Source organism: Bacillus sp. URHA0034 (genome assembly GCF_056280405.1).
Window position 1 is genome coordinate 1854816 of sequence record NZ_JBWCDK010000002.1, and the last position, 21647, is coordinate 1876462.

Sequence of the window (21647 nt, forward strand, 5' to 3'; positions counted from 1 at the left end):
GCTACAGGCAAATCCGGTAGGAAGGCAGGACTGAGCTGACCAAGGTAAAGGAAACACGAAGAGCGAAGCGATTCGACGTTGTCTTATCGAAGGGAGATGAGGGAAGCACTCTAGTCGCTAGGGCAACTGGAGCTAGACATTACTCTAAGTTCTATAAGACAGGAAAGAAGGCACTCTTGCGAATGAAGAGTGCCTTCTTTTAAGTATTTTTCTTAGCTTTGGCCGAATTGACCGCTGCCCTGGTTCTTACGTGATTCTGACTGTTGGTTTTGTTGTCTTACTTCTTGAGCATTAGTTTCGCTTGCAAATTCAGTTCCGAAAGAACCTTGGGATCCTTGTGAACCGCCTTGTGCAGATTGAGCATTTTGCTGTCTTACTTCTTGAGCATTAGTCTCGCTTGCAAATTCAGTTCCAAAAGAACCTTGGGATCCTTGTGAACCGCCTTGTGCAGATTGAGCGTTTTGCTGTCTTACTTCCTGGATGTTAGTTCCAGCAGAAGTTTTGTTTGGCTGTTGATTGAAGTTTGCCATTGATATCACCTCCACGAAATTAATATGTCCCGGCTTCGTGGAGAATATCCAAAAAAATTATCGAAAAATAATTTTATTTATTTTAAACGAGTAAGGAAATTCCTCCATCGACAATAATCGTTTGTCCCCTAATCATACTGGAGTCATCTGATAACAGAAACATCACACTGTTCACGATGTCATCAATCTCCACCATTTTCCCTGCGGGTGTTTTTTCCCTAGCCTCCTGCAGCAGCTCCTCTCTATTAGGGAAATGTTTTAACGCCTCGGTATCCACTGCCCCGCCGGATACGGCATTAACAATAATATTTTTCGGTGCTAATTCAACTGCTAAATAGCGTGTTAAAGCTTCAAGGGCTGCCTTAGACACACCTACTACTGTATAGTTTTCCAAATAACGAATGGAGCCAAGAGAGCTGATGCTAACAATTTTCCCGCCGCCATTCCTTTCCATTAGTTTTGCCGCTTCCTGGGCGCAAAATAAGAGGGCTTTACTATTGATATTTAATGTCCAATCCCAGTGTGACTCTTCCAATTCCATTACTGGACGCTGGACACCTGAAGCAGCATTATTTACAAAAATATCTAAACGGCCAAATTCCTGATCAATTTGAGCAAACATATCTTTTATCTTAGCCACGTCCCCTACATTGGCCTTAACCACCAATACTTTCCTGCCCAATGCTTCAATCTTTTCAGCAACCTCTAGGGCAGACTTTTTACTGCGTGCATAGTTAATAACAATATCGTAGCCTGCTTCTGCTAAGCGAAGGGCCGTTGCCTTTCCAATCCCCCTGCTGCTTCCTGTAATAAGTGCGACTTTTTGTGTCATATAAAAAAATCCCTTCTATGTAATTTTTAGAAAGCTTGAAACGCTTCACTTTTCTATTCATTTTATCTTTTCCATGAATAGAAGACAATTAATATAAAACACTAAAATGAAAGACAAGTTAGGGGGGTTTTAGGATATGTATGTAGGACGTGATATGACAGAGCTTTCAATGATGGCGAAAACCGATTGGAAGGATAGTGAATTAGCCTTTTATCATCATTCATTTCAACAAATTGCACCTTATCTTAATAGTGAGGGACAGATGATTCATCGAGAAATTATTGAGGAAATTGAAAACCGCGGCGGGATGAAACGCCAAGAAGCAGATTATACCCATGGAACCAAAATAGTATATGATTAATATAATTAAAAGAGGAATAAACGCATTGCATCAGCGTCTATTCCTCTAAGGAATTTAGATACATTTGGTATATTTTTTGATAAGAAACAGGAAAGGCATATTCCTCCATCTCCTTAAAGGAGACAAGCCGCCAATCCTCACTTTCTTTAAAATCTGCGGAAAGCGTCCCTGTATAGACGATGATATTCCATACCAAATGGGAAAAAACATGATCGATTTGACCAATAATTTTTTCTAGATGTGTTTCCAACTGCAGCTCTTGGTTAAAAAGCGTAACAATCTGACTACGTTCATTTTGCAGGCTATGATGCAGCTCCACACTTGGAAATTCCCACAAATTCGCAAGTAATCCGCTAGCCGGACGCTTATGGATAAGTATTTTTCCTTCTGCGTTTGATAGAACTGCAGCTGCTAGTTGAACATTCCGTATTTTTGTTTTTTTTGTTTTAATAGGAAGCTCTTCATGTACCCCTTCAAAAAAAGCCTGGCAATGCTCGCGTACCGGGCATAATAGACATGAAGGCGATGTAGGGGTGCAAATTAATGCACCAAGCTCCATCAAGGCTTGATTAAATGCTGATGGATCGTTATGTGAAATTAACGCACGGACTGCCTGTTCAAAAATCTTTCTCGATGAGGGTTTTGCAATATCATCCCATATCGAGAGGATTCGAGACAATACTCTCATCACATTTCCATCTACGGCAGGCTCAGGGATACCATAAGCAATACTTAAGATTGCTCCAGCAGTGTAAGGTCCTACTCCCTTTAGTTCAGAGATTTCCTTTGGTGTATTTGGCACTTCTCCATTATATTTCTCTCTTACTTCCTTCACCGCGGATTGAAGATTTCGCACTCGAGAATAATAGCCAAGACCTTCCCATGCTTTAAGCACTTTGTCTTCATCGGCATCAGCCAATGCATCAATTGTCGGAAACCATTCAATAAATCGATTGAAATAAGGGATTACCGTATCTACTCTTGTTTGCTGAAGCATTATTTCTGAAACCCAAACTTTATAAGGATCCTGATCCTTTCGCCATGGCAGATCACGCTGTTCCCTTTTGAACCAGGAAATTAAATCATTTTGAAATGCATTTATATTGATTTTTTCAGAATTTTCATGTTCAATAATCATAACTTTTGTTCCTCCAGATTGTTAAACACCTCGAAAAAAGGGAAAATAAAAAGAAAAGCGCTATTGCGCTGGCCGGACAATTTCCAAAGTCCATTTATTAACGATAAGCTATATTACCTTTTTTGACAAGATTATTTTAAAGGGGGAATTTCCTATTGGATACTGGAACTCATGTGGTAATGGGTATTGCTTTAGGTGGTCTCGCAACGCTTGACCCAGTAGTTGCCGGCAGTCATGCTACGGCGGTAAGTGTATTAATCGGGACAATTGCAGGCTCGCAAATACCAGATATTGACACTGTATTAAAACTAAGAAATAATGCAATCTATATCCGGAATCATCGTGGAGTTACCCACTCCATTCCCGCAGTCATTTTATGGCCGCTCCTTATTACAGCGGTTATCTATCCATTTTTCTCAGGTGCAAATTTATTGCATTTATGGGCTTGGACTTTTGCTGCAGTGTTTATCCATGTTTTTGTTGATATATTTAATGCCTATGGGACCCAAGCCCTTAGACCCTTCTCTTCTAAATGGGTTGCGCTCGGAGTCATTAATACATTTGATCCAATAATTTTTGCTATTCATGTGATCGGGATATTTATTTGGATACTAGGAGCAAATCCAGGAGTTACCTTTTTAATTATGTATGGGGTCGTCATTGCATACTATGTTCGGAGATATTTAGCGAAGCTGAAAGTCTTGCAGGAAGTAAAGAGTCTGATTCCAGACGCCACAGAAGTGATTATTGCACCAACCATGAGGTTTCATCAATGGAGAATTGCAGCCATGAATAAGAAGGAGTTTTTTGTAGGGAAATCAGTTAATCATCAAGTTGAGATCCTTGACCGGTTTATCCGAATCCCTGTTCCTAATACTCCTGTAATTGAAGCAGCAAAGAAGGATAAAAACCTGTCAGCCTTCTTATCATTCTCCCCAGTCTATCGCTGGGAGGTTGATGAGTACAGCGATTTTTATGAAGTCCGTTTTATTGATTTACGTTATCGAAGCAATGGTCACTACCCGTTTGTGGCAGTTGTTCAATTAGACCTTGATTTACAACCAATTAGCTCTTATACAGGCTGGGTGTTTAGTGAAAAGAAATTACGAAAGAAGTTGAGTATCATCCCCAGTTAAGAAGGGCTAACTTGCTGCCCTTCTTTTTTATTGGGTCAAATATTTTTTATATTTAGGATTTGTTGCGACAAACTCATGCAGTTTGTCACCATAATTTTCAATCCACTGAGTGACAATCCGTTCTGCCATTTCACTGCCCTTGTATTCCCAGCCAGCCTTTGCATACGAGGTTTCAAAATCATCCCACATTAACTCCACCCATGTCCGGGCCTGATCATAGCTTAATTGTCCGTTTTTATCCATTAACAACTTAATAAGTCTTCCATGGTATTCATTCATTAATAAGACACCTCCATTACCATTTTCTTATAACATATCCTTGAAGCAATAAGCCATACTAACGTTACGTGGTTAGCACTTGGAACAAGCTGCTTTTCACGTGTTTCTCATTCCCTAATTGGAGGTAAAGCATGAGAAATAAAGCAACGAATTTTCCAAATCAAAATGATAACAAACTTGAAGGCGAACCGCGCGCTAAAGCAGAATATGCTTCAACAAGAGCAGACGGCAGTATCAATACTCACCCGCAAGAACGCATGCGGGCTTCCGGTGAGCGAGATGACGAATCACCACAAGCTGTCTGGAAATAAGGGTGAGACATAAGACAAGCCTTCTTACGGATTGACTTAGACCTTAAGAGTCCCTAGGTGCTGAAGCTTGCCAATTCTCAAGATATAAACGGACAAACCAGAGGTATACTCTGGTTTGTTTGTTTATTGTTTTATTTTAAAGGTGTTAACACTGAGATAGGCAAAGCCTCTTCTTCACCATTACCTTTTAAACGGTAGCCCCAGGCAAAAACCCCGTTCATATAATCAATTTTAAAATACTGACCAGGATCCCCTTCAATTTGATAAATTTCACCAGGTTTAAATGAATCAGGGTCCATCATATAAGCTCGCGCCATTTGTACTTTTCTTTCAAGGACAGCGAACTCATTCACCATTCCCATTTGCTCAGCCTTTTTTGCCTTTTCTTTAAGTTCTGCAATTTCCTGCCGTAATTCAAATTCAGCCATATCGCTGTACCGTTTCTCCTGTTGCATGTAGGACCAACTCTCCTTTTCTCGTTATTCCACTATATTAAGTCTGTATAATTTGTCTGAGACTAGGCCTCCTTCGGACAACAAGCACTTAATAATGAGTTGAGCTGTCCGAACCTTGACCTCCTTTGGGCAATAAGCACCGGATATTGACTTCGGCTGTCCGAACTTTGAACTCCTTTGGACAACAAACACCGGATATTGACTTCGGCTGTCCGAACTTTAACCTCCTTCGGACAACAAGCACCGAATACTCCCTTGAGCTGTCCGAACCTTGACCTCATTTGGACAACAAGCACCGGATATTGACTTGGGGTGTCCGAACTTTGATCTCCTTCGGACAACCAGCACCGGATATTGACTTCGGCTGTCCGAACCTCGATCTCCTTCGGACAGCAAGCACCGAATACCCCCTTAAGCTGTCCGAACCTTGACCTCCTTCGGAAAATAAGCACCAGAAACCGCCTTGGGCTGTCCGAACCTTAACCTCCTTCGGACAACATGCACTAGAAACCGCCTTGTACTGTCCGAACGTTGATCTCCTTCGGACAACCAGCACCAGATATTGCCTTGAGCTGTCCGAACCTTGACCTCATTTGGACAACCAGCACCGGATATTGACTTGGGGTGTCCGAACTTTGATCTCCTTCGGACAACAAGCACCGGATATTGACTTCAGCTGTCCGAACCTCGATCTCCTTCGGACAGCAAGCACCGAATACTCCCTTGAGCTGTCCGAACCTTGACCTCATTTGGACAACCAGCAGCCGGTATTGACTTGAGCTGTCCGAACCTTGACCTCCTTCGGACAACAAACACCGGATATTGACTTGAGCTGTCCGAACTTTGATCTCCTTCGGACAACAAGCACTGGATATTGACTTCGGCTGTCGGAACTTTAACCTCCTTCAGACAGCAAGCACCGAATACTCCCTTAAGCTGTCCGAACCTTGACCTCCTTCGGACAACAAACACCGGATGCTGGCTTGAGCTGCCCGAACCTTGATCTCCGTCGGACAATAGCCACCAGAAACTGCCTTGTGCTGTCCCGAACCTTAACCCCGCACTGTCTTAACTCCCGCTCTTAGCCTACGTTTATAAGTTTTCGTCTTTCTCTTCTAAAAAACGCTCAATTAGCTCCATCGTAAAACCTTTACGATACAGTGTTTGCTTTATCTTTTGCTTATACTCAAATCCATCAAGATGAGAATACTTTCTGTGAACCTTCTCGCCTTGAAATCGAACAGCTTCCATTTCCTCATCCGCTTCTTTTGGTACCTCTGCTTCAATAACCGCAATATTTATAACTTCATAAGAGTAACCTTTTCTCAGCAATAACTGCTCAAGCTTTTGTTTTTGAACTTTAAGAGAAACCTTTGAATTTTTTTGATAAAACTTCACCGCAATTTTCATTGCTTTTTCAACCTGCTGCTCCAAAGGAAATTCCTCAAGCGCCTTTAAGAGGACAGCCTCTGCTATTCCTTTTTCCTTCAAGTCCATTTTAATTACATTGGGACCTTTATCGGTTGTATTCGCTTGGGTCCTTACAAAGGCTAGAGCATATTCTTGATCATTAATATAATGTTGTGCAGTTAATCGATGAATAACCTCGTTAATAGCCGGCTCGTCCACTTCTTTTTGCCCCAGATAATCAACAATTTCTTTTTCCGATCTCATTCTTCTAGCCAAATAATTTATAGCGAGATTATAAGCCTTGCGGATATCATCTTGGTATTGGATTTCTAAGAAGGAAAAGTCATCAAGCTCCAGTCCCTTTTTAAGTTGAAATTTAATTAAAACATCACTGTCTACACTAAAAGCAAATTCTTCACCTTTACCTTTTCCATAATCCATAAAAACGTTAAAGCGATCTTTGTTCTTCTGCTGTGTGGTGATTTTTGTAATAATGGCCATAGTCTTCACCTCAAAATTACTTTACCATACTGAAAGACCCTTTTTTAAAAATATCTTGAAAAAACGGTATCTTTTTTTTCGAACAGGTAAAAATGGAAATAAGTACATATTTAGTAATATGCATTTGCACTTAGGCTTTAAAAATAACAAATGTTGAAAGGAATGAGCACAATGGGTGAAAAGAAAAAGAAGGACAGCAGAGGCGGCGGAAAATATTCTTTAACAAGCATGCAAGAGGTACGCTATCAGCGTGATTTTAAGATGGCAGACCGTGCGGCCGGTTTCACGGACAAAAAGACTCGTATATAGAAAAACATACTGAAAATGAAAATAAATTTTTACCATTAATGGACTCCTTTCAGACAGTAAAAACTATCCTTGAGAGCAATAATTGCTGCTCACTTTAGTTTAATTTGAAAGGGGTTTTTTTCATGGGTCGTGCTCAAGGACAAAAGCACAATAAAGGATCACTTCCACAAGTACCTAAAAATTTAAAAACAGATGGAAAAGATGTCGAGTATTCTTCTGAATTCGCAGATCATGCTGATCTTGAGGCACAAGCACGCGCTAATGCAGCTAACCAACGTGTAAAAAATAGAAAGTAAAAAACTTCAGATAAAATCTAAGAAGCAGGGCTGCCCTTGCCCTGCTTCTTAAATTAAAGATTTTATGCTAATCTTGCCAAGATATGCTCTTTTTCATATTCTCCTATAATTGGAAAACACACTAGGTCTTGTTTGGAGAGTTCTGCTATTTCTTCCCTTTTTGCCTTAATAATCCATATTCCATCTTTAACATGATCAATCAGTTTAACGGGATGATCAGTCACATTATAAAACCCAGCTATTAGCCAAGTTTCTTCTTGCTGCCCTAGTTCCTGAAGAGCAGTAGTGGTTTCACTTGTTGTTAGTAAACCTTGTCTCTCAGGACGGTTCTGACAGACGTAGACCAGATCCTCAATGACTGCACTTGCAGTTGGAAACATTCCGGCCCCCGGTCCTTGAAGTGTTATTTGACCAACAATATCCGAGGAAATATTTACTGCATTTTGGACCCCTTCTACATGATATAGTGGATGTTCATTTCCAACAAGAACTGGTCCTATAGATACATTTAGTTGATTAACTAATTTCTTTATACTGGCAATATGTTTAAACCTTAGTCCAAGCCTTTCAGCTGTTTCGATTAATTCACTTGTGATTGAAGTGATCCCTGTCCGTTCAACGGTATGCCAATTTGGTTCTTCGCCGAAGGCAAGTCTGCTCAGAATCATGGCTTTGTAAAAGGCATCAAAGCCTTCAACATCATTTGTCGGGTCGGCCTCAGCAAATCCGTTTTCTTGGGCGGCACGTAAAGCATCGGCAAAGGAGAGCTTTTTCTCTCGCATTTCTGTTAAAATGAAATTCGATGTTCCATTTAAGATTCCTTGAACTTGCTGAACACGATTTACATTTAATAACTGTCTTAATGTTTGAATCACTGGAATTCCTCCAGCTACAGTTGCTTCATATCCAACTGAGACATGATGCACTTTGGCAAGTTCAAGCAGCTCTCTTCCGTAGTTGGCGAACATTTCTTTATTCGCTGTAATAATATGACAGCCCCGCTCAATCGCCTTCTTTAGATATATGTAGGTTGGATCCTTATCGACAATGGCCTCGACAACAACATCAAGCTGTGGAAGATTTAGAATATCCGCAAATTCTGTTGTAACTAGGACATCCTTACTAATCGCCCTTTTCTTCTCCTTGTTTTTAATTAGAATGGCAGCCACCTCCACCTTCTTGCCTAAAACAGCTGTCAGTTCTTCTGCATGTGATTGAATCGTCCGATAAAATCCTTCACCAACCGTGCCAAAACCAAGGATTGCCACTTTAATTACAGACATGTTGATATCCACCCTTCTATTATTATTTGCATGATTCTTGTCAGTTTTTTTAATAAATGAAGAAAAGCCCTCTTAATAAGAAGAGGGCGGATTCCTCCTCTTATCTGCCAGGTTAAATAACCTGCAGGAATTAGCACCTTTTCAAGGAATACCTTGAAGGTTGCCGGGCTTCATCGGGCCTAGTCCCTCCGCCTCTCTGGATAAGAGTTATATTTTATTTTTTCATGAAATGTTCAAGTTAAGTTATAAAATGTATTCTAGTTTAATTATTTCTAAATGTCAATATTTTCTTTTAATTCAAATGAAAAGCGCTAGGGCGCTGGAGCTGGACAATTTCCAACGTCGATTTTCATACTTTCTTAATCCAAAATAAAACCCGCCGTTAGGCGAGCCATATTCCTACTATTATATTATCTATGAAGTTTTCCCTCTGCAAGGCCGATTTGATGCTCCACCTGTGCGGGAGCTGTACCGCCAAAGCTGTTTCTGACTGCGACAACTTGCTCAGGAGCTAATACCTCGTAAATATCCGCTTCAAATAAAGGACTGAAGCCCTGATATTCTTCAAAACTTAAATCCAATAAAAACTTATCTGATTGAATGGCATATAGAACTATCTTCCCGATCACTTCATGGGCCTCGCGGAATGGAAGACCTTTCCTGACCAAGTAATCAGCAATATCTGTTGCATTGGAAAAATCATTATTAATCGCCTTCCGCATCACATCTTTGTTGACTGTCATCGTCTCAACCATAGGAGCTAACAGCTTTAATGAACCTTCAAGCGTCTCTACAGTATCAAACATACCTTCTTTATCTTCTTGTAAATCTTTATTATAAGCAAGCGGTAGACCCTTTAGTACAGTCAACAATCCAATTAGGTTGCCGTATGTCCGTCCAGTCTTCCCTCTCAGCAATTCCGGAACATCCGGGTTTTTCTTTTGAGGCATAATACTTGAACCGGTACAGAAAGAATCGTCAAGCTCTACAAACTGAAATTCCTGACTTGACCAAATGACTAATTCCTCAGAAAATCTAGAGATATGTGTCATAATAATCGACCCGATTGATAAAAATTCTAATATAAAATCGCGGTCACTCACGGCATCCATACTATTAGGATAAATAGTTTCAAATCCTAATATTTCTGCGACACGTTCACGATTGATGGGAAAAGTAGTCCCTGCTAGCGCACCGGACCCAAGCGGAAGCCAATTGACCCGTTTAAGTGAATCCATTAGTCTCTCTTTATCACGTTCAAACATCCAAAAATAGGCCATAAGGTGATGGGCAAAAGAAACGGGCTGGGCGCGCTGCAAATGTGTGTATCCTGGAATCAAAGTATGAATATTCGCTTTTGCCTGTTCAATTAATGCCTGCTGGACATCTTCAATTAACTTAATCAGCTCGGTTGTTTTAGTTCGTAAGTATAAATGCATATCGGTGGCCACTTGATCATTGCGGCTTCGTCCAGTATGAAGCTTGCCGCCAACTGGTCCGATTTTTTCAATTAAGAGCTTTTCAATATTCATATGAATATCTTCATCTTCAACTAAAAACTCAACCTCGTCGGCATCCACCAATTTCTTTATAGCTAAAAGACCTTCCTTTATTTTAATGGCATCCTCGATCGGAATAATGCCGCATTCTCCCAGCATTTGGACATGGGCCATACTTCCGGCAATGTCCTCTTTTGCTAACTTTTGATCAAAAGAAATCGATGCTGTAAACTCCTCTACGAGCTTGTTAGTTTCTTTTGTAAAACGACCGCCCCATAACTTCGACATTACTGTTCCTCCTAAATATAAAGAAGAGAGCCCCCGAAAAATGGATTCGAGGGCAATCCGAATTATTTTAAAATCGTTTCTTTGTTATTTACTTCAGAATAAACCTTTGTTGGCAGACCCCAAAGTTTAATAAAACCAACAGCTGCATTATGATCAAAGGCATCGCCTTTTGCATAGGTAGCTAGTTCTTCGTTGTAAAGGCTGTGTGGTGATTTTCGGCCGACAACCGTGTGATTTCCTTTAAAAAGCTTAACACGAATCGTTCCAGAAACTACCTTTTGGGTCTCATTGATAAATGCATCAAGGGCAGGTTTAATTGGAGAATACCAAAGACCTTCATAAATAATCTTCGCCATTTGCTGTTCAACTTGTGTTTTGAATTGGGTAACTTCACGGGTTAGGGTTAAAAACTCTAATTCCCTATGAGCATTAATCAAAATCAACGCAGCAGGGTTTTCATACACCTCTCGGGATTTGATCCCTACTAATCTATTTTCAATATGGTCAATCCGGCCAACCCCATGCTTGCCGCCAAGTGTATTAAGTGTTTCGATCAATTGAACAAGTGGCAGCTTTTCACCGTTTAGGGCAACAGGAACCCCTTGTTCGAATTCGATTTCAAGATATTCAGGTGCATCCGGTGTCAATTCAATCGGATTCGTCCAGTCAAACGCTGCCTCTGGTGCTTCTGCCCATGGATCTTCAAGTACTCCTGCTTCGCAGGCACGTCCCCAGATATTAGCATCAATTGAAAATGGATTATCTAAATCAACAGGTATAGGAATCCCGTTTTCTTCAGCATACTTAATTTCTTCGTCTCGAGTCATTCCCCACTCACGAACCGGTGCAACAACCTTTAAACTAGGATTTAATGCTTGGATTGATACCTCAAAGCGAACTTGGTCGTTTCCTTTTCCTGTACAGCCATGAGCGACAGCTGTTGCTCCCTCTTTTTCAGCAACCTCCACCAATAATTTAGAAATAAGCGGTCTAGATAAGGCAGAGGATAATGGGTATTTACCTTCATATAAACAATTAGCCTTTAAAGCTGGTAAAATATATTCTTTCGCTAGCAATTCTTTTGCATCTATCATATAGGCCTTGATGGCGCCAACCTTTAATGCCTTATTTTTAATAGCCTCTAGGTCTTTCCCTTCTCCAACATCCAACCCCAAGGCAATTACATCATAACCGTACTTTTCTTGGATCCATTTCACTGATACCGATGTATCTAAACCACCTGAGTATGCTAAAACAATCTTTTCCTTTGTCATTTTTACTCTCCTTGAATTCTCTTGTGGATTTTTATTCATTTGATAGAATTATTATACAACATGTCTCATAGAAAAGGAAACTATTATGATAGTAAAAGTTTCAAAATTGCTTTTTGCGCATGCAGTCGATTTTCGGCTTCATCAAATACAACTGAATGAGGACCGTCGATAATCTCACTGGTTACTTCTTCGCCACGGTGGGCAGGTAAACAGTGTAAGAAGATAAAGTCTTTATTCGCGTAATTGCATAATTCCTCATTGACCTGGAAGGCTTGGAATGCCTTTAAGCGGATCGCAGTTTCTTCTTCCTGCCCCATACTGGTCCATACATCCGTAACTACAACATCAGCATCTTTTATTGCTTCATAAGGATCATTTGTTATAGTAATCGTACTCCCCGTTTCCTTCCCTGCTTGGATGGCTCTTTCAGTAATTTCTTCATTAGGCATGTAACCCCTAGGACTGGCAATGCTGATATTCATTCCGACCTTTACGGCCCCTTCCATTAGAGAATGGGCCATATTATTATTACCGTCACCGATATAGCAAAGTTTTAAGCCACCCAACTTTCCTTTATGCTCAAGAATGGTTAGTAAATCCGCAAGTACCTGGGTTGGGTGCTGCAGGTCTGTTAATCCATTAATGACAGGGACTGTTGCATGAGAAGCTAACTCTTCAACCGAGTCATGCGAAAATGTACGAATCATAATTCCATCAATATAGCGGGACAAAACCTTTGCGGTATCTGAAATGCTCTCGCCTCGGCCAAGCTGAATGTCCTTAGAGCTCAAGAAAATCGCATGACCACCTAACTGAAGCATCCCCACTTCAAAGGAAACCCTTGTACGTGTTGATGATTTTTCAAAAATCATTCCTAATACCTTTCCACTTAAGAACGGATGAGGTTTACCCTGTTTTTGCAGTCTTTTTAATTCCACCGCTTCATCAAGCAAATAAAGAATTTGATCCGTACTATAATCAGCTAGCTGTAAAAAATTCTTACCCTTAAATTCTACTTTATTGCCGATGCTTTTTCCGTTCGTATTAATTGCTTCTAACATGAACGGCACCTTCTTTCTCAAAATTGTAATACTCACTAACTGTCTGTACTTCATATTCAGTCCGGAGCTTCTTTTGTACACCTAAGGTTGTTTCAATCGTATCTAAATGTGTAAACACTGGCACTTTATAGCGGACGGCATACTCACGTAACTGGAAACCAAATTTGTTTTTATTTCGGCCTTGGTTCGGTATATTAATAACAGCCTGAATTGGCTTATTTCGGAAGACATCATTTAAATCTTTTTCATCTTGAACCACAATATCTACAGAAATGCCATTGGACTTTAGAAACTCAGCCGTGCCTTCTGTGGCAGCCAGCTTGTAATCTTCGTTTACTAATTCCTTTAAAATAGCAAGACTTTCTGCTTTTTCTCTGTCAGAAATTGAACAAAGGAAATAACTTTCTTCCTTGCTTCCATTGATTAACGGTACCGCTTTTTGTAGGGCTGCCTGATAAGTAGTTCCCATTCCAAGTACTTCCCCTGTTGACTTCATTTCAGGGCCAAGTACATGATCGACACCCTTAAGCTTACTAGAAGAAAATACAGGTGCTTTTACTGCAAAGTAATCAGGCTCTGCTAATAACCCCAATTCTTGGCTTAGCTCTGATATTGAATTCCCTAATTGAACATTTGTTGCCCATTCAATCATTGGAACGCCAGTCACTTTACTAATGATCGGCACTGTACGTGATGAACGAGGATTTACCTCCAACACATAAACGGTCTCATCATAAATAACAAATTGGATATTCATGATGCCAATAACAGGTGCTGATTTTGCAATTCTGCCTGCATAATCTATTAACGTTTCTTTTACCTTACTTGTCAGTGAAATGGGTGGAAACACCGTGATACTGTCACCGGAATGAACCCCCGCTTTTTCGATATGTTCAAAAATCCCAGGAACAACGATGTCTTTTCCATCACTTATGACATCCACTTCGCATTCTAGACCGGGTAAAAACTTATCTACTAATAACGGCCACATCTCTGTATGTGAATTTTCTTGAAGTTGTGTAATGTACTGCGCTAGCTCCTCTTCTGAAAAAATCGTAAACATCGATTGACCGCCAATAACATACGATGGACGGACAAGTACCGGGTAACCCAAGACTTGAGCTGCTTCCATTAGTTCTTCTGGGTGCGAAACTGTTTTTCCTTCGATATGTGGAATCGCTAATTCATCTAGCAGTTGATAGAATTCCTTCCGATCCTCTAAACGGTCCACATTCTTAACTGATGTCCCTAAGATCTTAACTCCTTCTTCTTCTAAATCATGAGCAAGATTAATCGCTGTTTGACCGCCAAACTGTATTAACACGCCATCCACTTTTTCTTTTTCAATTACATGCAAGACATCTTCAGCTGCGAGCGGTTCAAAATACAAGCTGTCGGCAACCGAATAGTCCGTGCTTACTGTTTCTGGGTTGTTATTAATGACAACAGCTTCAAAACCTTTTTTCTTGAGCGCTTTAGCCGCATGAACAGAACAATAATCAAATTCAATTCCTTGCCCAATACGAATTGGACCGGAACCTATAACAAGGATCTTTTTCTTATCTGTGATTTCTACCTCATCGCTGCCATGCCAAGTGGAATAATAGTAAGGTGTAACGGCATCAAATTCGGCGGAACAAGTATCTACCATTTTGTAGCCAGGCTTCCACCCGAGCTCTTTCCACTTGTCCCTTACTTGTTTTTCTGGTATTTGATAGATTTTCGCTAATAATTTATCAGCTACATTGTTTCGTTTGGCTCTTTTAAGCAGGTCGATTGAAACAGTACTCCATTGATAGGAAGCTAGTTCCTTTTCTAACGCAACGATTGAGCTAATTTTGTGTAAAAACCACAGGTCAATTTCGGTCAGTTCTTTTACTTTTTGAAGTGTGAAGCCTCTCCTAAATGCTTCGGCAATGACAAATAGGCGCCTGTCATTTGCTACTTTTAGCAAATCAAACAAGGAAGACTCATCTAATGACTCATAAGCTGTTTGACAGAGACCATAAACATTCATTTCCATGGAACGGATCGCTTTATTTAAAGCTCCTTCAAACGTTCTGTCAATTGACATAACTTCGCCTGTTGCTTTCATTTGTGTCCCCAATGTCCGGTCTGCTTCAGGGAATTTGTCAAATGGGAAACGAGGCAGTTTCACCACAATATAATCAATCGCTGGCTCAAAAGAAGCAAAGGTATTACCTGTTATTGGGTTCACAATCTCATCAAGATGGTAACCAATCGCACACTTTGCTGCCATCCTTGCAATCGGATATCCGGTTGCTTTTGAAGCAAGGGCTGATGAACGGCTTACCCTTGGATTGACCTCAATAATATAGTATTGGTTGGATTCTGGATGAAGTGCTAACTGAATATTACACCCGCCAATAATCTTTAATTCTCTTATTACTTTTATGGAAACGTCGCGAAGCATTTGATATTGGACATCTGTTAATGTTTGTGATGGGGCCACAACAATGGAATCACCAGTATGAACGCCTACAGGGTCCATATTTTCCATATTGCAAACGATGATGCACGTATCATTTGCATCTCTCATTACTTCATATTCAATTTCCTTCCAGCCTTTAATGCTCTTTTCCACTAAGACTTGATGAATAGGACTCGCTGCTAAACCTTTTTTTAGCACAAGTTCAAGTTCCTCATCGCTATGGGCGAAACCTCCACCCTCTCCTCCTAATGTATAGGCAGGACGAATGATGACTGGGAACCCGATTTTTTGAACAAACTGAACTCCTTCTTCATACGTGTGGATGATTTCAGATTCAGGGATTGGTTCACCAATTTTTATCATTAGGTTTCGGAACTTCTCACGATCCTCTCCATTTTTAATGGAAGCTACCGAGGTCCCTAATAATTCCACATTATATTTCTCTAATATTTTCTGTTCAAACAGCTGGACGGTTAAATTTAATCCTGTTTGACCGCCAAGTGTACCAATGACTCCATCTGGTTGTTCCTTTTGGATAATTTTCTCAATCGTTTCTACATTTAATGGCTCAATATATACTTTATCCGCAACAGCTTCATCAGTCATAATGGTAGCTGGATTGCTATTAATAAGAACAACTTCAATTCCCTCTTCTTTTAGGGCGATACACGCCTGTGTACCGGCATAGTCAAATTCTGCTGCCTGCCCTATCACAATTGGTCCTGAACCAATAACAAGTACTTTTTTTAGATTTTTATTTAACGGCATAAATGTTCTCTCCCAATGATGCGATCTGACTCACAAAATCTTTAAAAATATATTCCGTGTCGCTTGGTCCGGGATGTGCTTCCGGATGAAATTGTACAGTTTGTATTGGATACAATTTATGTTGCAGCCCTTCAATCGACTGGTCATTTATATTTCGGTAGGTAACATTAAATACTTTTTGATCAATACTTTCGTCTACCACCACATAGCTATGATTTTGTGCTGTTATTTTTACCTTTCCGGTTGTTAATTCCTTAACTGGATGGTTTCCGCCTCTATGTCCGTAGGCAAGTTTGGTCGTTTTTGCTCCATAGGACAGTGCTATTAACTGATGGCCCAGACATATTCCGAGAGTTGGATAGGCCTGTGTTATTTTTTTTATTTCAGGAAACCATGCTTTTAACTGCATCGGATCTCCAGGCCCGTTACTTAATAAAATACCATCTGGATTTAACGATTTAATTTTCTCGTATGTGGTTGTGTAAGGAACAACGGTTACCGAACAGTTTTCCTCTAGAAGGGCATGAAGGATAGACTTCTTATATCCAAAATCCATAAGCACCACGTGAGGACCATTATTCTTGAAATATTGAATCTTCTTAGTAGAGACTTTATCCACCCACATCGTTGCTTTTTGATCGCTCGGCAAAATGTTGCCCTTTTCCTTACCTAGGTAGCCTTTTACTGTACCACGGCTGCGAATGGTTTTAACAAGGCGTCTTGTATCTACCCCGGCAATCCCGGCAACGCCTGCAGCCTTAAGCTTTTCTGAAAATTTATTTATCGATTGATAATGACTTGGCTCTTCACATAAATCACTAATCACAACACCTGCTAAGGCTGGGCTAATGCTTTCATCATCCAATGCATTGATTCCATAGTTTCCAATAATCGGATAACAGAAAGTAATAATTTGTCCAGCGTAGGATGGGTCTGTGATAATTTCCTGATACCCCGTCATACTTGTATTAAAAACGACTTCCCCGAGAGAATCCTTTTCAGTACCTATAAGTACACCTTCAAATACCTCTCCGGTTTCCAAAGTAAGATAACCTTTTTCCAAAATACTCACGCGCCTTTCCCTATACTTTGGAATGTTTTTTCCAAGCTTGCAGTAAATTCATCGATTTCAGCTTTTGATACTGTTAATGGCGGCAAGATTCGAACTACATTTGGTCCTGCTGTTAAAATTAAAAGCTGGTTAGCAATTGCTTTTTGTACGATGTCGATTGCATTGATTTCAACTACTAAGCCTTTAAGCAGTCCTTTTCCGCGAATTTCCTTTATAAAAGTATACTTCTCCTTTAAAGCCTGAAGCTGCTGGTCTAGATAATCTATCGTTTCCTTTGTCTGTTCGAGTAATTTACTTTCAATAATATGTGTCACGGTTGCAAGCCCTGCTGCTGTTGCCAAGGGGTTTCCGCCAAAGGTACTGCCATGGCTGCCTGGTTCAAAGCCTTTTGTCGCCTCTTCCTTAGCAATAATAGCTCCAATAGGAAATCCTGAGCCTAAGCCTTTTGCGATACTAATAACATCAGGTTCAATAGAATACTGTTCATAGGCAAATAATGTGCCCGTTCTGCCGATACCTGTTTGGATTTCATCCACCATCAGCAGGATATCGTTTTCCTTACAAAGTTGTGCTAATTTAGTTACCCATTGCTGATTTGCCGGAATAACCCCGCCTTCACCTTGGACCAGTTCTAGTAAAACTGCTGCAGGTTTCAGGGTTGTAAGCTGTTCAAGTGCTGCCTCGTCGTTAAACGGAAGATAGCTGAATCCTGGCATTAGTGGTGCAAAGCCCTGTTGGATTTTCTCTTGTCCTGTTGCCGTTAAGGTAGCTAAGGTTCGGCCATGAAAGGATTGCTCAAAAGTAACTACTTCAGCTGAGCTGTTGCCTTTGACTTTATTAGCATATCGTCTTGCTAATTTAATCGCAGCTTCGTTCGCTTCTGCACCGCTGTTACAGAAAAAAACCTGATCACCGCAGCTATTAGCAGTTAACAAGGCAGCTAACTGCTGCTGATTTGGAATGTTATATAAATTGGAGCAATGCCACAAGTTTTGTAATTGTTCCTCCAGCTTTTCCTTAACTGGTTCGGGAACATGCCCTAGGTTACAAGTAGCAATACCTGAAGTGAAATCTAAGAATTGGTTCCCTTGATCGTCCCACACGTAACTTCCTTTCCCCTTAACTAATGTGACAGGGAAGCGGCTGTAAGTGGCCATTACTGGGGTGGTCAGGGAGATGGAAGTATCGTTTACCATTACGCAATCTCCTCTTCTAAGACTATTTTTGTACCAACGCATTTGCCGTTTGAATAATCTAGCAGACTATTTTTTTCAAAACCGTTAATGATTCCAACCTCTGGAATGTTATGAACAAGGCCGTCAATCGCAGCTTGCACCTTTGGAATCATCCCTCCATAAATCGTTTCGTCTTGAATCATCTGTTCAATAATGGCCTTTGAAACCTTATCAAGTTTAGTTTTTACTCCATTATGATCAACCAAGATACCAGGAATATCACTGATGAAACACAGGTTTGCTTCTAATGATTTTGCAATTGCAGAGGCAGCAATATCACCATTTATGTTGTAACGCTGCCCACTTGCATCAATTCCGACTGGAGATATAACCGGAATAAACCCTTGGTCGATGATACCCTTGATGATGCTGTGATTAACGTTGACTACTTCTCCAACAAAACCTAAAGTTTTAGCATTACTTGTCGGAGCTGCCGTTAGGAGGCCGCCATCTACACCGCTAATACCGACTGCATTTCCTCCAACTTCTACAAGGTTTCTAACTACTTGTTTATTAACCGATCCGCTTAAAACCATTTCAACTACGTCTAACACTTGATGGTCGGTTACTCTAAGACCATTTACGAATTTAGTTTCTACATCTAAGCTTTTTAATAATGAAGTAATCAGCGGGCCTCCGCCGTGAACGATAATGGGGGTCCACTCACTGGATGCATGCATTTTTACGATGTCTTCATAAAAGGATCTGGGCAGATTTTCTAACACACTTCCGCCACACTTAATGACTAAATATTTCATTGTGGTCCTCCCTTAAGTGCGGTAAGATGCATTAATTTTTACATAGTCGTAAGTAAGGTCGCATCCCCAGGCCGTTGCACTGTAATCACCTTGATTTAAATCTATATAAATTACTACATTCTCTTGTTCTAAGTAGCTTTTTACTTCCTCTTCAACGATTGGACACGGTAATCCTTTTTCAAACACTTTATATTGACCGATTGAGACCTCTAATAAATTGGGTTCAATTGGCACTCCACTGTATCCCGCAGCTGTGACAATTCGTCCCCAGTTAGGGTCGGTTCCATATATAGCTGTTTTGACAAGATTTGAAGAAATGATTGATTTACCGACCGTTTTAGCTGCATTTGTACTGAAGGCTCCATTTACTTGGACTTCAACTAGCTTGGTTGCTCCTTCACCGTCACGGGCAATTTTTTTGGCAAGTTCTTTACAGACAATCCCTAATGCAGTGACGAAACTTCCCCAGTCAGGATGTTCTTTTGTAAGCTGTTCATTGCCCGCTAATCCATTTGCCATTACCAGCACCATGTCATTGGTACTTGTATCCCCATCAACCGTAATCATGTTAAAGGTTTGGTTGGTAACGTCCTTAAGGGCGAATAACAAATCATCTTGGGCTACGTTAGCATCAGTGGTTACAAAACCGAGCATTGTTGCCATATTCGGATGGATCATACCTGAACCTTTCGCTGCCCCGCCAATTGAAATCGTTTTTCCATCTATTTTTATTTGAACACCAATTTGTTTGATACATGTATCAGTTGTTAAAATGGATTGCTTAAAATTTTCTTCTTGTTCAAATTCAGATTGTAGGATTTGCTTAATGCCTGTATTAATACATTCCATAGGGAGCAATTCGCCGATGACTCCCGTAGATGTAACGGCAACAAGATGCGGTTGAATCCCTAATTCGGCTGCGAACTTTTTTTGCATCTCTGCTGCATCAAGTAACCCCTGCTCTCCTGTACAGGCATTGGCGTTTCCAGAGTTAACAAGTATTGCTTGAATTTTATTTTCTTTTGCAATACTCTCTTGCGTTACGATTAGTGGCGCTGCTTGGAAAATATTAGTCGTATATACACCCGCTACATCCGCCGGCACATCTGAGACGATATAACCCAAATCCAATCGCTTCTTCTTAATCCCGCAATGCATACCGCCTGCTTTATATCCCTTTGGTAAGGTTATACTTGCATTTTCAAGTACAACAATTTCGTTGGTTGATGTGGCCTGTGTCAATTTGTTTTCCCCCTTAGTGGTCCCTTGGCATTTAACAGGGCTATTTAACTAGTAAATTATTAATTTTAAATTATGGATACATAGGTATATCGGTGAGCCCAGTTTGTTCATCCCAGCCATTTATTAGATTGGCGTTCTGAATCGCTTGACCAGCAGCTCCTTTTACTAAATTGTCGATGACCGAGATGATTGTTAACCGATTGGTCCGTTCATCCACATGCAAACCAATATCACAAAAATTTGATCCCATTACTTCTTTTGTTGAAGGTATATTCCCTTCCGGCCGTACTCTTATAAAATGAGATTCCTGATAAAATTGTTTATAGAAATCAATAACTTTTGTGGTTGAAATTTTTTCTTTTAGATTCACATATATCGTGCACATAATTCCCCTTGTCATTGGAACAAGATGTGTTGTGAAAGTAACCGTTGTCCGATTACCACTCTCATCCGAAAGAACTTGTTCTATTTCAGGGATATGTTGATGTTTTCCTAGTTTGTAAGCTTTAAAGTTTTCATTCATTTCCGAGTAATGGGATGTCAGCGAAAGTCCTCTTCCGGCTCCAGATACCCCTGATTTAGCATCGATAATAATGAAATTTTCATCCGCTAATTTGGACTTCAAGATTGGTAAAAGACCAAGATTGGCTGCGGTGGGATAACAGCCCGGATTAGCAATTAAGGATGACTCTCTGATTTCCTCTTTATAGATTTCACTCAACCCATAGACTGCCTGTTTTAAGTACTTCTCCTCTGGTGATGAGTGTTTATACCAGGTTTCATATTCTTCCGCTGACCTCAGCCGGAAGTCTCCAGAAAGGTCGATACATTTTATTCCCTGCTCCAGTAGCTGGGGTACAAGTTTGCTGCTTACACCGGAAGGAGTAGCAAGAAAAACAATGTCATTTTCTTCACTTAATCTATTTGCATTAAATGTTTCTAGAGGTTGAACAACCATGTCGGAAAGATGTGGATACACATCGCTAAAATTAACTCCAGCCTGGGAGTTAGATACCACTGAACCAATCTCCAAATATGGGTGTTTATTTAGTAACCTGACTAATTCAATTGATCCATAACCAGTTCCGCCGATAATCGCAGCTTTCATTTCTTCAACTCCCAAGTCACTTTCATAATGAATTATTATACATATACAT

General features: G+C 40.4%; 21 protein-coding genes and 1 riboswitch. Of the genes, 5 read left to right on the plus strand and 16 right to left on the minus strand.

What is annotated here, in order from left to right:
• Positions 1-212: 212 nt before the first annotated feature.
• Entirely contained in the window at positions 213-530 is a 318-nt protein-coding gene (locus tag ACZ9EE_RS10930) for a gamma-type small acid-soluble spore protein (RefSeq protein WP_476026963.1), read from the minus strand.
• A gap of 82 nt (positions 531-612) precedes the next feature.
• A complete protein-coding gene (gene fabL, locus ACZ9EE_RS10935) occupies positions 613-1362 on the minus strand; it encodes an enoyl-[acyl-carrier-protein] reductase FabL (protein WP_476026965.1) in 750 nt (249 codons plus the stop codon).
• A gap of 136 nt (positions 1363-1498) precedes the next feature.
• Here fabL and ACZ9EE_RS10940 point away from each other — a divergent pair, with 136 nt between their 5' ends.
• A complete protein-coding gene (locus ACZ9EE_RS10940) occupies positions 1499-1723 on the plus strand; it encodes a hypothetical protein (RefSeq protein ID WP_476026967.1) in 225 nt (74 codons plus the stop codon).
• Between the two features lie 37 nt (positions 1724-1760).
• Here ACZ9EE_RS10940 and mutY read toward each other — a convergent pair whose 3' ends face one another.
• Positions 1761-2861 (minus strand): A/G-specific adenine glycosylase, encoded by a 1101-nt coding sequence (gene mutY, locus ACZ9EE_RS10945; protein WP_476026969.1) that lies wholly within the window; start codon positions 2859-2861, stop codon positions 1761-1763.
• Positions 2862-3016: 155 nt separating this feature from the next.
• Here mutY and ACZ9EE_RS10950 point away from each other — a divergent pair, with 155 nt between their 5' ends.
• Positions 3017-3997 (plus strand): metal-dependent hydrolase, encoded by a 981-nt coding sequence (locus ACZ9EE_RS10950; RefSeq protein ID WP_476026971.1) that lies wholly within the window; start codon positions 3017-3019, stop codon positions 3995-3997.
• A 27-nt stretch (positions 3998-4024) separates the two neighbouring features.
• On the opposite strand, the gene ACZ9EE_RS10955 is transcribed toward ACZ9EE_RS10950, so the two are convergent.
• Positions 4025-4276, minus strand: a complete 252-nt coding sequence (locus ACZ9EE_RS10955; RefSeq protein ID WP_476026973.1) for a YfhJ family protein — start codon at positions 4274-4276, stop codon at positions 4025-4027.
• Positions 4277-4407: 131 nt separating this feature from the next.
• Between ACZ9EE_RS10955 and ACZ9EE_RS10960 the strand changes: the two genes are divergently transcribed.
• A complete protein-coding gene (locus ACZ9EE_RS10960) occupies positions 4408-4587 on the plus strand; it encodes a small, acid-soluble spore protein K (protein WP_098527988.1) in 180 nt (59 codons plus the stop codon).
• Positions 4588-4718: 131 nt separating this feature from the next.
• Here ACZ9EE_RS10960 and ACZ9EE_RS10965 read toward each other — a convergent pair whose 3' ends face one another.
• Both ACZ9EE_RS10965 and recX read right to left on the minus strand, forming a co-directional pair.
• Positions 4719-5042 (minus strand): YfhH family protein, encoded by a 324-nt coding sequence (locus tag ACZ9EE_RS10965; RefSeq protein WP_476026975.1) that lies wholly within the window; start codon positions 5040-5042, stop codon positions 4719-4721.
• Positions 5043-6134: 1092 nt separating this feature from the next.
• Positions 6135-6953 carry a recombination regulator RecX gene (gene recX / locus ACZ9EE_RS10970; RefSeq protein WP_476026977.1) on the minus strand — a complete coding sequence of 273 codons (819 nt, stop codon included), beginning with the start codon at positions 6951-6953 and terminating at the stop codon, positions 6135-6137.
• 171 nt (positions 6954-7124) lie between these two features.
• Here recX and ACZ9EE_RS10975 point away from each other — a divergent pair, with 171 nt between their 5' ends.
• Together ACZ9EE_RS10975 and ACZ9EE_RS10980 are read left to right on the plus strand one after the other, a co-directional pair.
• The gene (locus ACZ9EE_RS10975; RefSeq protein ID WP_098527985.1) at positions 7125-7262 is read left to right on the plus strand and encodes a YfhE family protein; all 138 of its coding nucleotides are present in this window, start codon (positions 7125-7127) and stop codon (positions 7260-7262) included.
• A gap of 122 nt (positions 7263-7384) precedes the next feature.
• Positions 7385-7558 carry a YfhD family protein gene (locus ACZ9EE_RS10980; RefSeq protein WP_476026978.1) on the plus strand — a complete coding sequence of 58 codons (174 nt, stop codon included), beginning with the start codon at positions 7385-7387 and terminating at the stop codon, positions 7556-7558.
• A 62-nt stretch (positions 7559-7620) separates the two neighbouring features.
• Here ACZ9EE_RS10980 and ACZ9EE_RS10985 read toward each other — a convergent pair whose 3' ends face one another.
• The 10 genes from ACZ9EE_RS10985 to argC all read right to left on the minus strand — a co-directional run bounded on the left by ACZ9EE_RS10985 (position 7621) and on the right by argC (position 21598).
• Entirely contained in the window at positions 7621-8841 is a 1221-nt protein-coding gene (locus ACZ9EE_RS10985) for a homoserine dehydrogenase (protein WP_476026980.1), read from the minus strand.
• A gap of 97 nt (positions 8842-8938) precedes the next feature.
• A riboswitch (SAM riboswitch) is annotated at positions 8939-9048 on the minus strand.
• 203 nt (positions 9049-9251) lie between these two features.
• Positions 9252-10628, minus strand: coding sequence for an argininosuccinate lyase (gene argH / locus ACZ9EE_RS10990; protein ID WP_476026982.1), 1377 nt, complete (start codon positions 10626-10628; stop codon positions 9252-9254).
• A 62-nt stretch (positions 10629-10690) separates the two neighbouring features.
• A complete protein-coding gene (locus tag ACZ9EE_RS10995; RefSeq protein ID WP_335503257.1) occupies positions 10691-11902 on the minus strand; it encodes an argininosuccinate synthase in 1212 nt (403 codons plus the stop codon).
• 83 nt (positions 11903-11985) lie between these two features.
• Positions 11986-12963 (minus strand): ornithine carbamoyltransferase, encoded by a 978-nt coding sequence (gene argF, locus ACZ9EE_RS11000; RefSeq protein ID WP_476026985.1) that lies wholly within the window; start codon positions 12961-12963, stop codon positions 11986-11988.
• On the minus strand, positions 12947-16183 hold the full coding sequence (gene carB, locus ACZ9EE_RS11005) for a carbamoyl-phosphate synthase (glutamine-hydrolyzing) large subunit (protein ID WP_476026987.1): 3237 nt from the start codon (positions 16181-16183) through the stop codon (positions 12947-12949). Before carB ends, argF begins: the two co-directional genes overlap by 17 nt.
• On the minus strand, positions 16170-17246 hold the full coding sequence (locus tag ACZ9EE_RS11010) for a carbamoyl phosphate synthase small subunit (protein WP_476032925.1): 1077 nt from the start codon (positions 17244-17246) through the stop codon (positions 16170-16172). Before ACZ9EE_RS11010 ends, carB begins: the two co-directional genes overlap by 14 nt.
• A 5-nt stretch (positions 17247-17251) precedes the next feature.
• Complete coding sequence (locus ACZ9EE_RS11015; protein ID WP_476026989.1) at positions 17252-18451, minus strand: acetylornithine transaminase; 1200 nt, start codon at positions 18449-18451, stop codon at positions 17252-17254.
• On the minus strand, positions 18451-19248 hold the full coding sequence (gene argB, locus ACZ9EE_RS11020; protein ID WP_476026991.1) for an acetylglutamate kinase: 798 nt from the start codon (positions 19246-19248) through the stop codon (positions 18451-18453). Before argB ends, ACZ9EE_RS11015 begins: the two co-directional genes overlap by 1 nt.
• 12 nt (positions 19249-19260) lie before the next feature.
• Positions 19261-20490, minus strand: a complete 1230-nt coding sequence (gene argJ, locus ACZ9EE_RS11025; RefSeq protein ID WP_476026993.1) for a bifunctional glutamate N-acetyltransferase/amino-acid acetyltransferase ArgJ — start codon at positions 20488-20490, stop codon at positions 19261-19263.
• Positions 20491-20560: 70 nt separating this feature from the next.
• Entirely contained in the window at positions 20561-21598 is a 1038-nt protein-coding gene (gene argC, locus ACZ9EE_RS11030; RefSeq protein ID WP_476026995.1) for an N-acetyl-gamma-glutamyl-phosphate reductase, read from the minus strand.
• Between the last annotated feature and the right edge of the window lie 49 nt (positions 21599-21647).

Coding starts and splice junctions, on each gene's coding strand:
- ACZ9EE_RS10930 (WP_476026963.1), bottom strand. CDS start 530: ATGGCAAACTTCAATCAACAGCCAAACAAAACTTCTGCTGGAACTAAC.
- recX (WP_476026977.1), bottom strand. CDS start 6,953: ATGGCCATTATTACAAAAATCACCACACAGCAGAAGAACAAAGATCGC.
- argC (WP_476026995.1), bottom strand. CDS start 21,598: ATGAAAGCTGCGATTATCGGCGGAACTGGTTATGGATCAATTGAATTA.
- fabL (WP_476026965.1), bottom strand. CDS start 1,362: ATGACACAAAAAGTCGCACTTATTACAGGAAGCAGCAGGGGGATTGGA.
- argF (WP_476026985.1), bottom strand. CDS start 12,963: ATGTTAGAAGCAATTAATACGAACGGAAAAAGCATCGGCAATAAAGTA.
- ACZ9EE_RS10975 (WP_098527985.1), top strand. CDS start 7,125: ATGGGTGAAAAGAAAAAGAAGGACAGCAGAGGCGGCGGAAAATATTCT.
- ACZ9EE_RS10995 (WP_335503257.1), bottom strand. CDS start 11,902: ATGACAAAGGAAAAGATTGTTTTAGCATACTCAGGTGGTTTAGATACA.
- ACZ9EE_RS11015 (WP_476026989.1), bottom strand. CDS start 18,451: ATGGTAAACGATACTTCCATCTCCCTGACCACCCCAGTAATGGCCACT.
- argH (WP_476026982.1), bottom strand. CDS start 10,628: ATGTCGAAGTTATGGGGCGGTCGTTTTACAAAAGAAACTAACAAGCTC.
- ACZ9EE_RS10960 (WP_098527988.1), top strand. CDS start 4,408: ATGAGAAATAAAGCAACGAATTTTCCAAATCAAAATGATAACAAACTT.
- ACZ9EE_RS10985 (WP_476026980.1), bottom strand. CDS start 8,841: ATGTCTGTAATTAAAGTGGCAATCCTTGGTTTTGGCACGGTTGGTGAA.
- ACZ9EE_RS10965 (WP_476026975.1), bottom strand. CDS start 5,042: ATGCAACAGGAGAAACGGTACAGCGATATGGCTGAATTTGAATTACGG.
- argB (WP_476026991.1), bottom strand. CDS start 19,248: ATGAAATATTTAGTCATTAAGTGTGGCGGAAGTGTGTTAGAAAATCTG.
- ACZ9EE_RS10940 (WP_476026967.1), top strand. CDS start 1,499: ATGTATGTAGGACGTGATATGACAGAGCTTTCAATGATGGCGAAAACC.
- ACZ9EE_RS10980 (WP_476026978.1), top strand. CDS start 7,385: ATGGGTCGTGCTCAAGGACAAAAGCACAATAAAGGATCACTTCCACAA.
- mutY (WP_476026969.1), bottom strand. CDS start 2,861: ATGATTATTGAACATGAAAATTCTGAAAAAATCAATATAAATGCATTT.
- ACZ9EE_RS10955 (WP_476026973.1), bottom strand. CDS start 4,276: ATGAATGAATACCATGGAAGACTTATTAAGTTGTTAATGGATAAAAAC.
- carB (WP_476026987.1), bottom strand. CDS start 16,183: ATGCCGTTAAATAAAAATCTAAAAAAAGTACTTGTTATTGGTTCAGGA.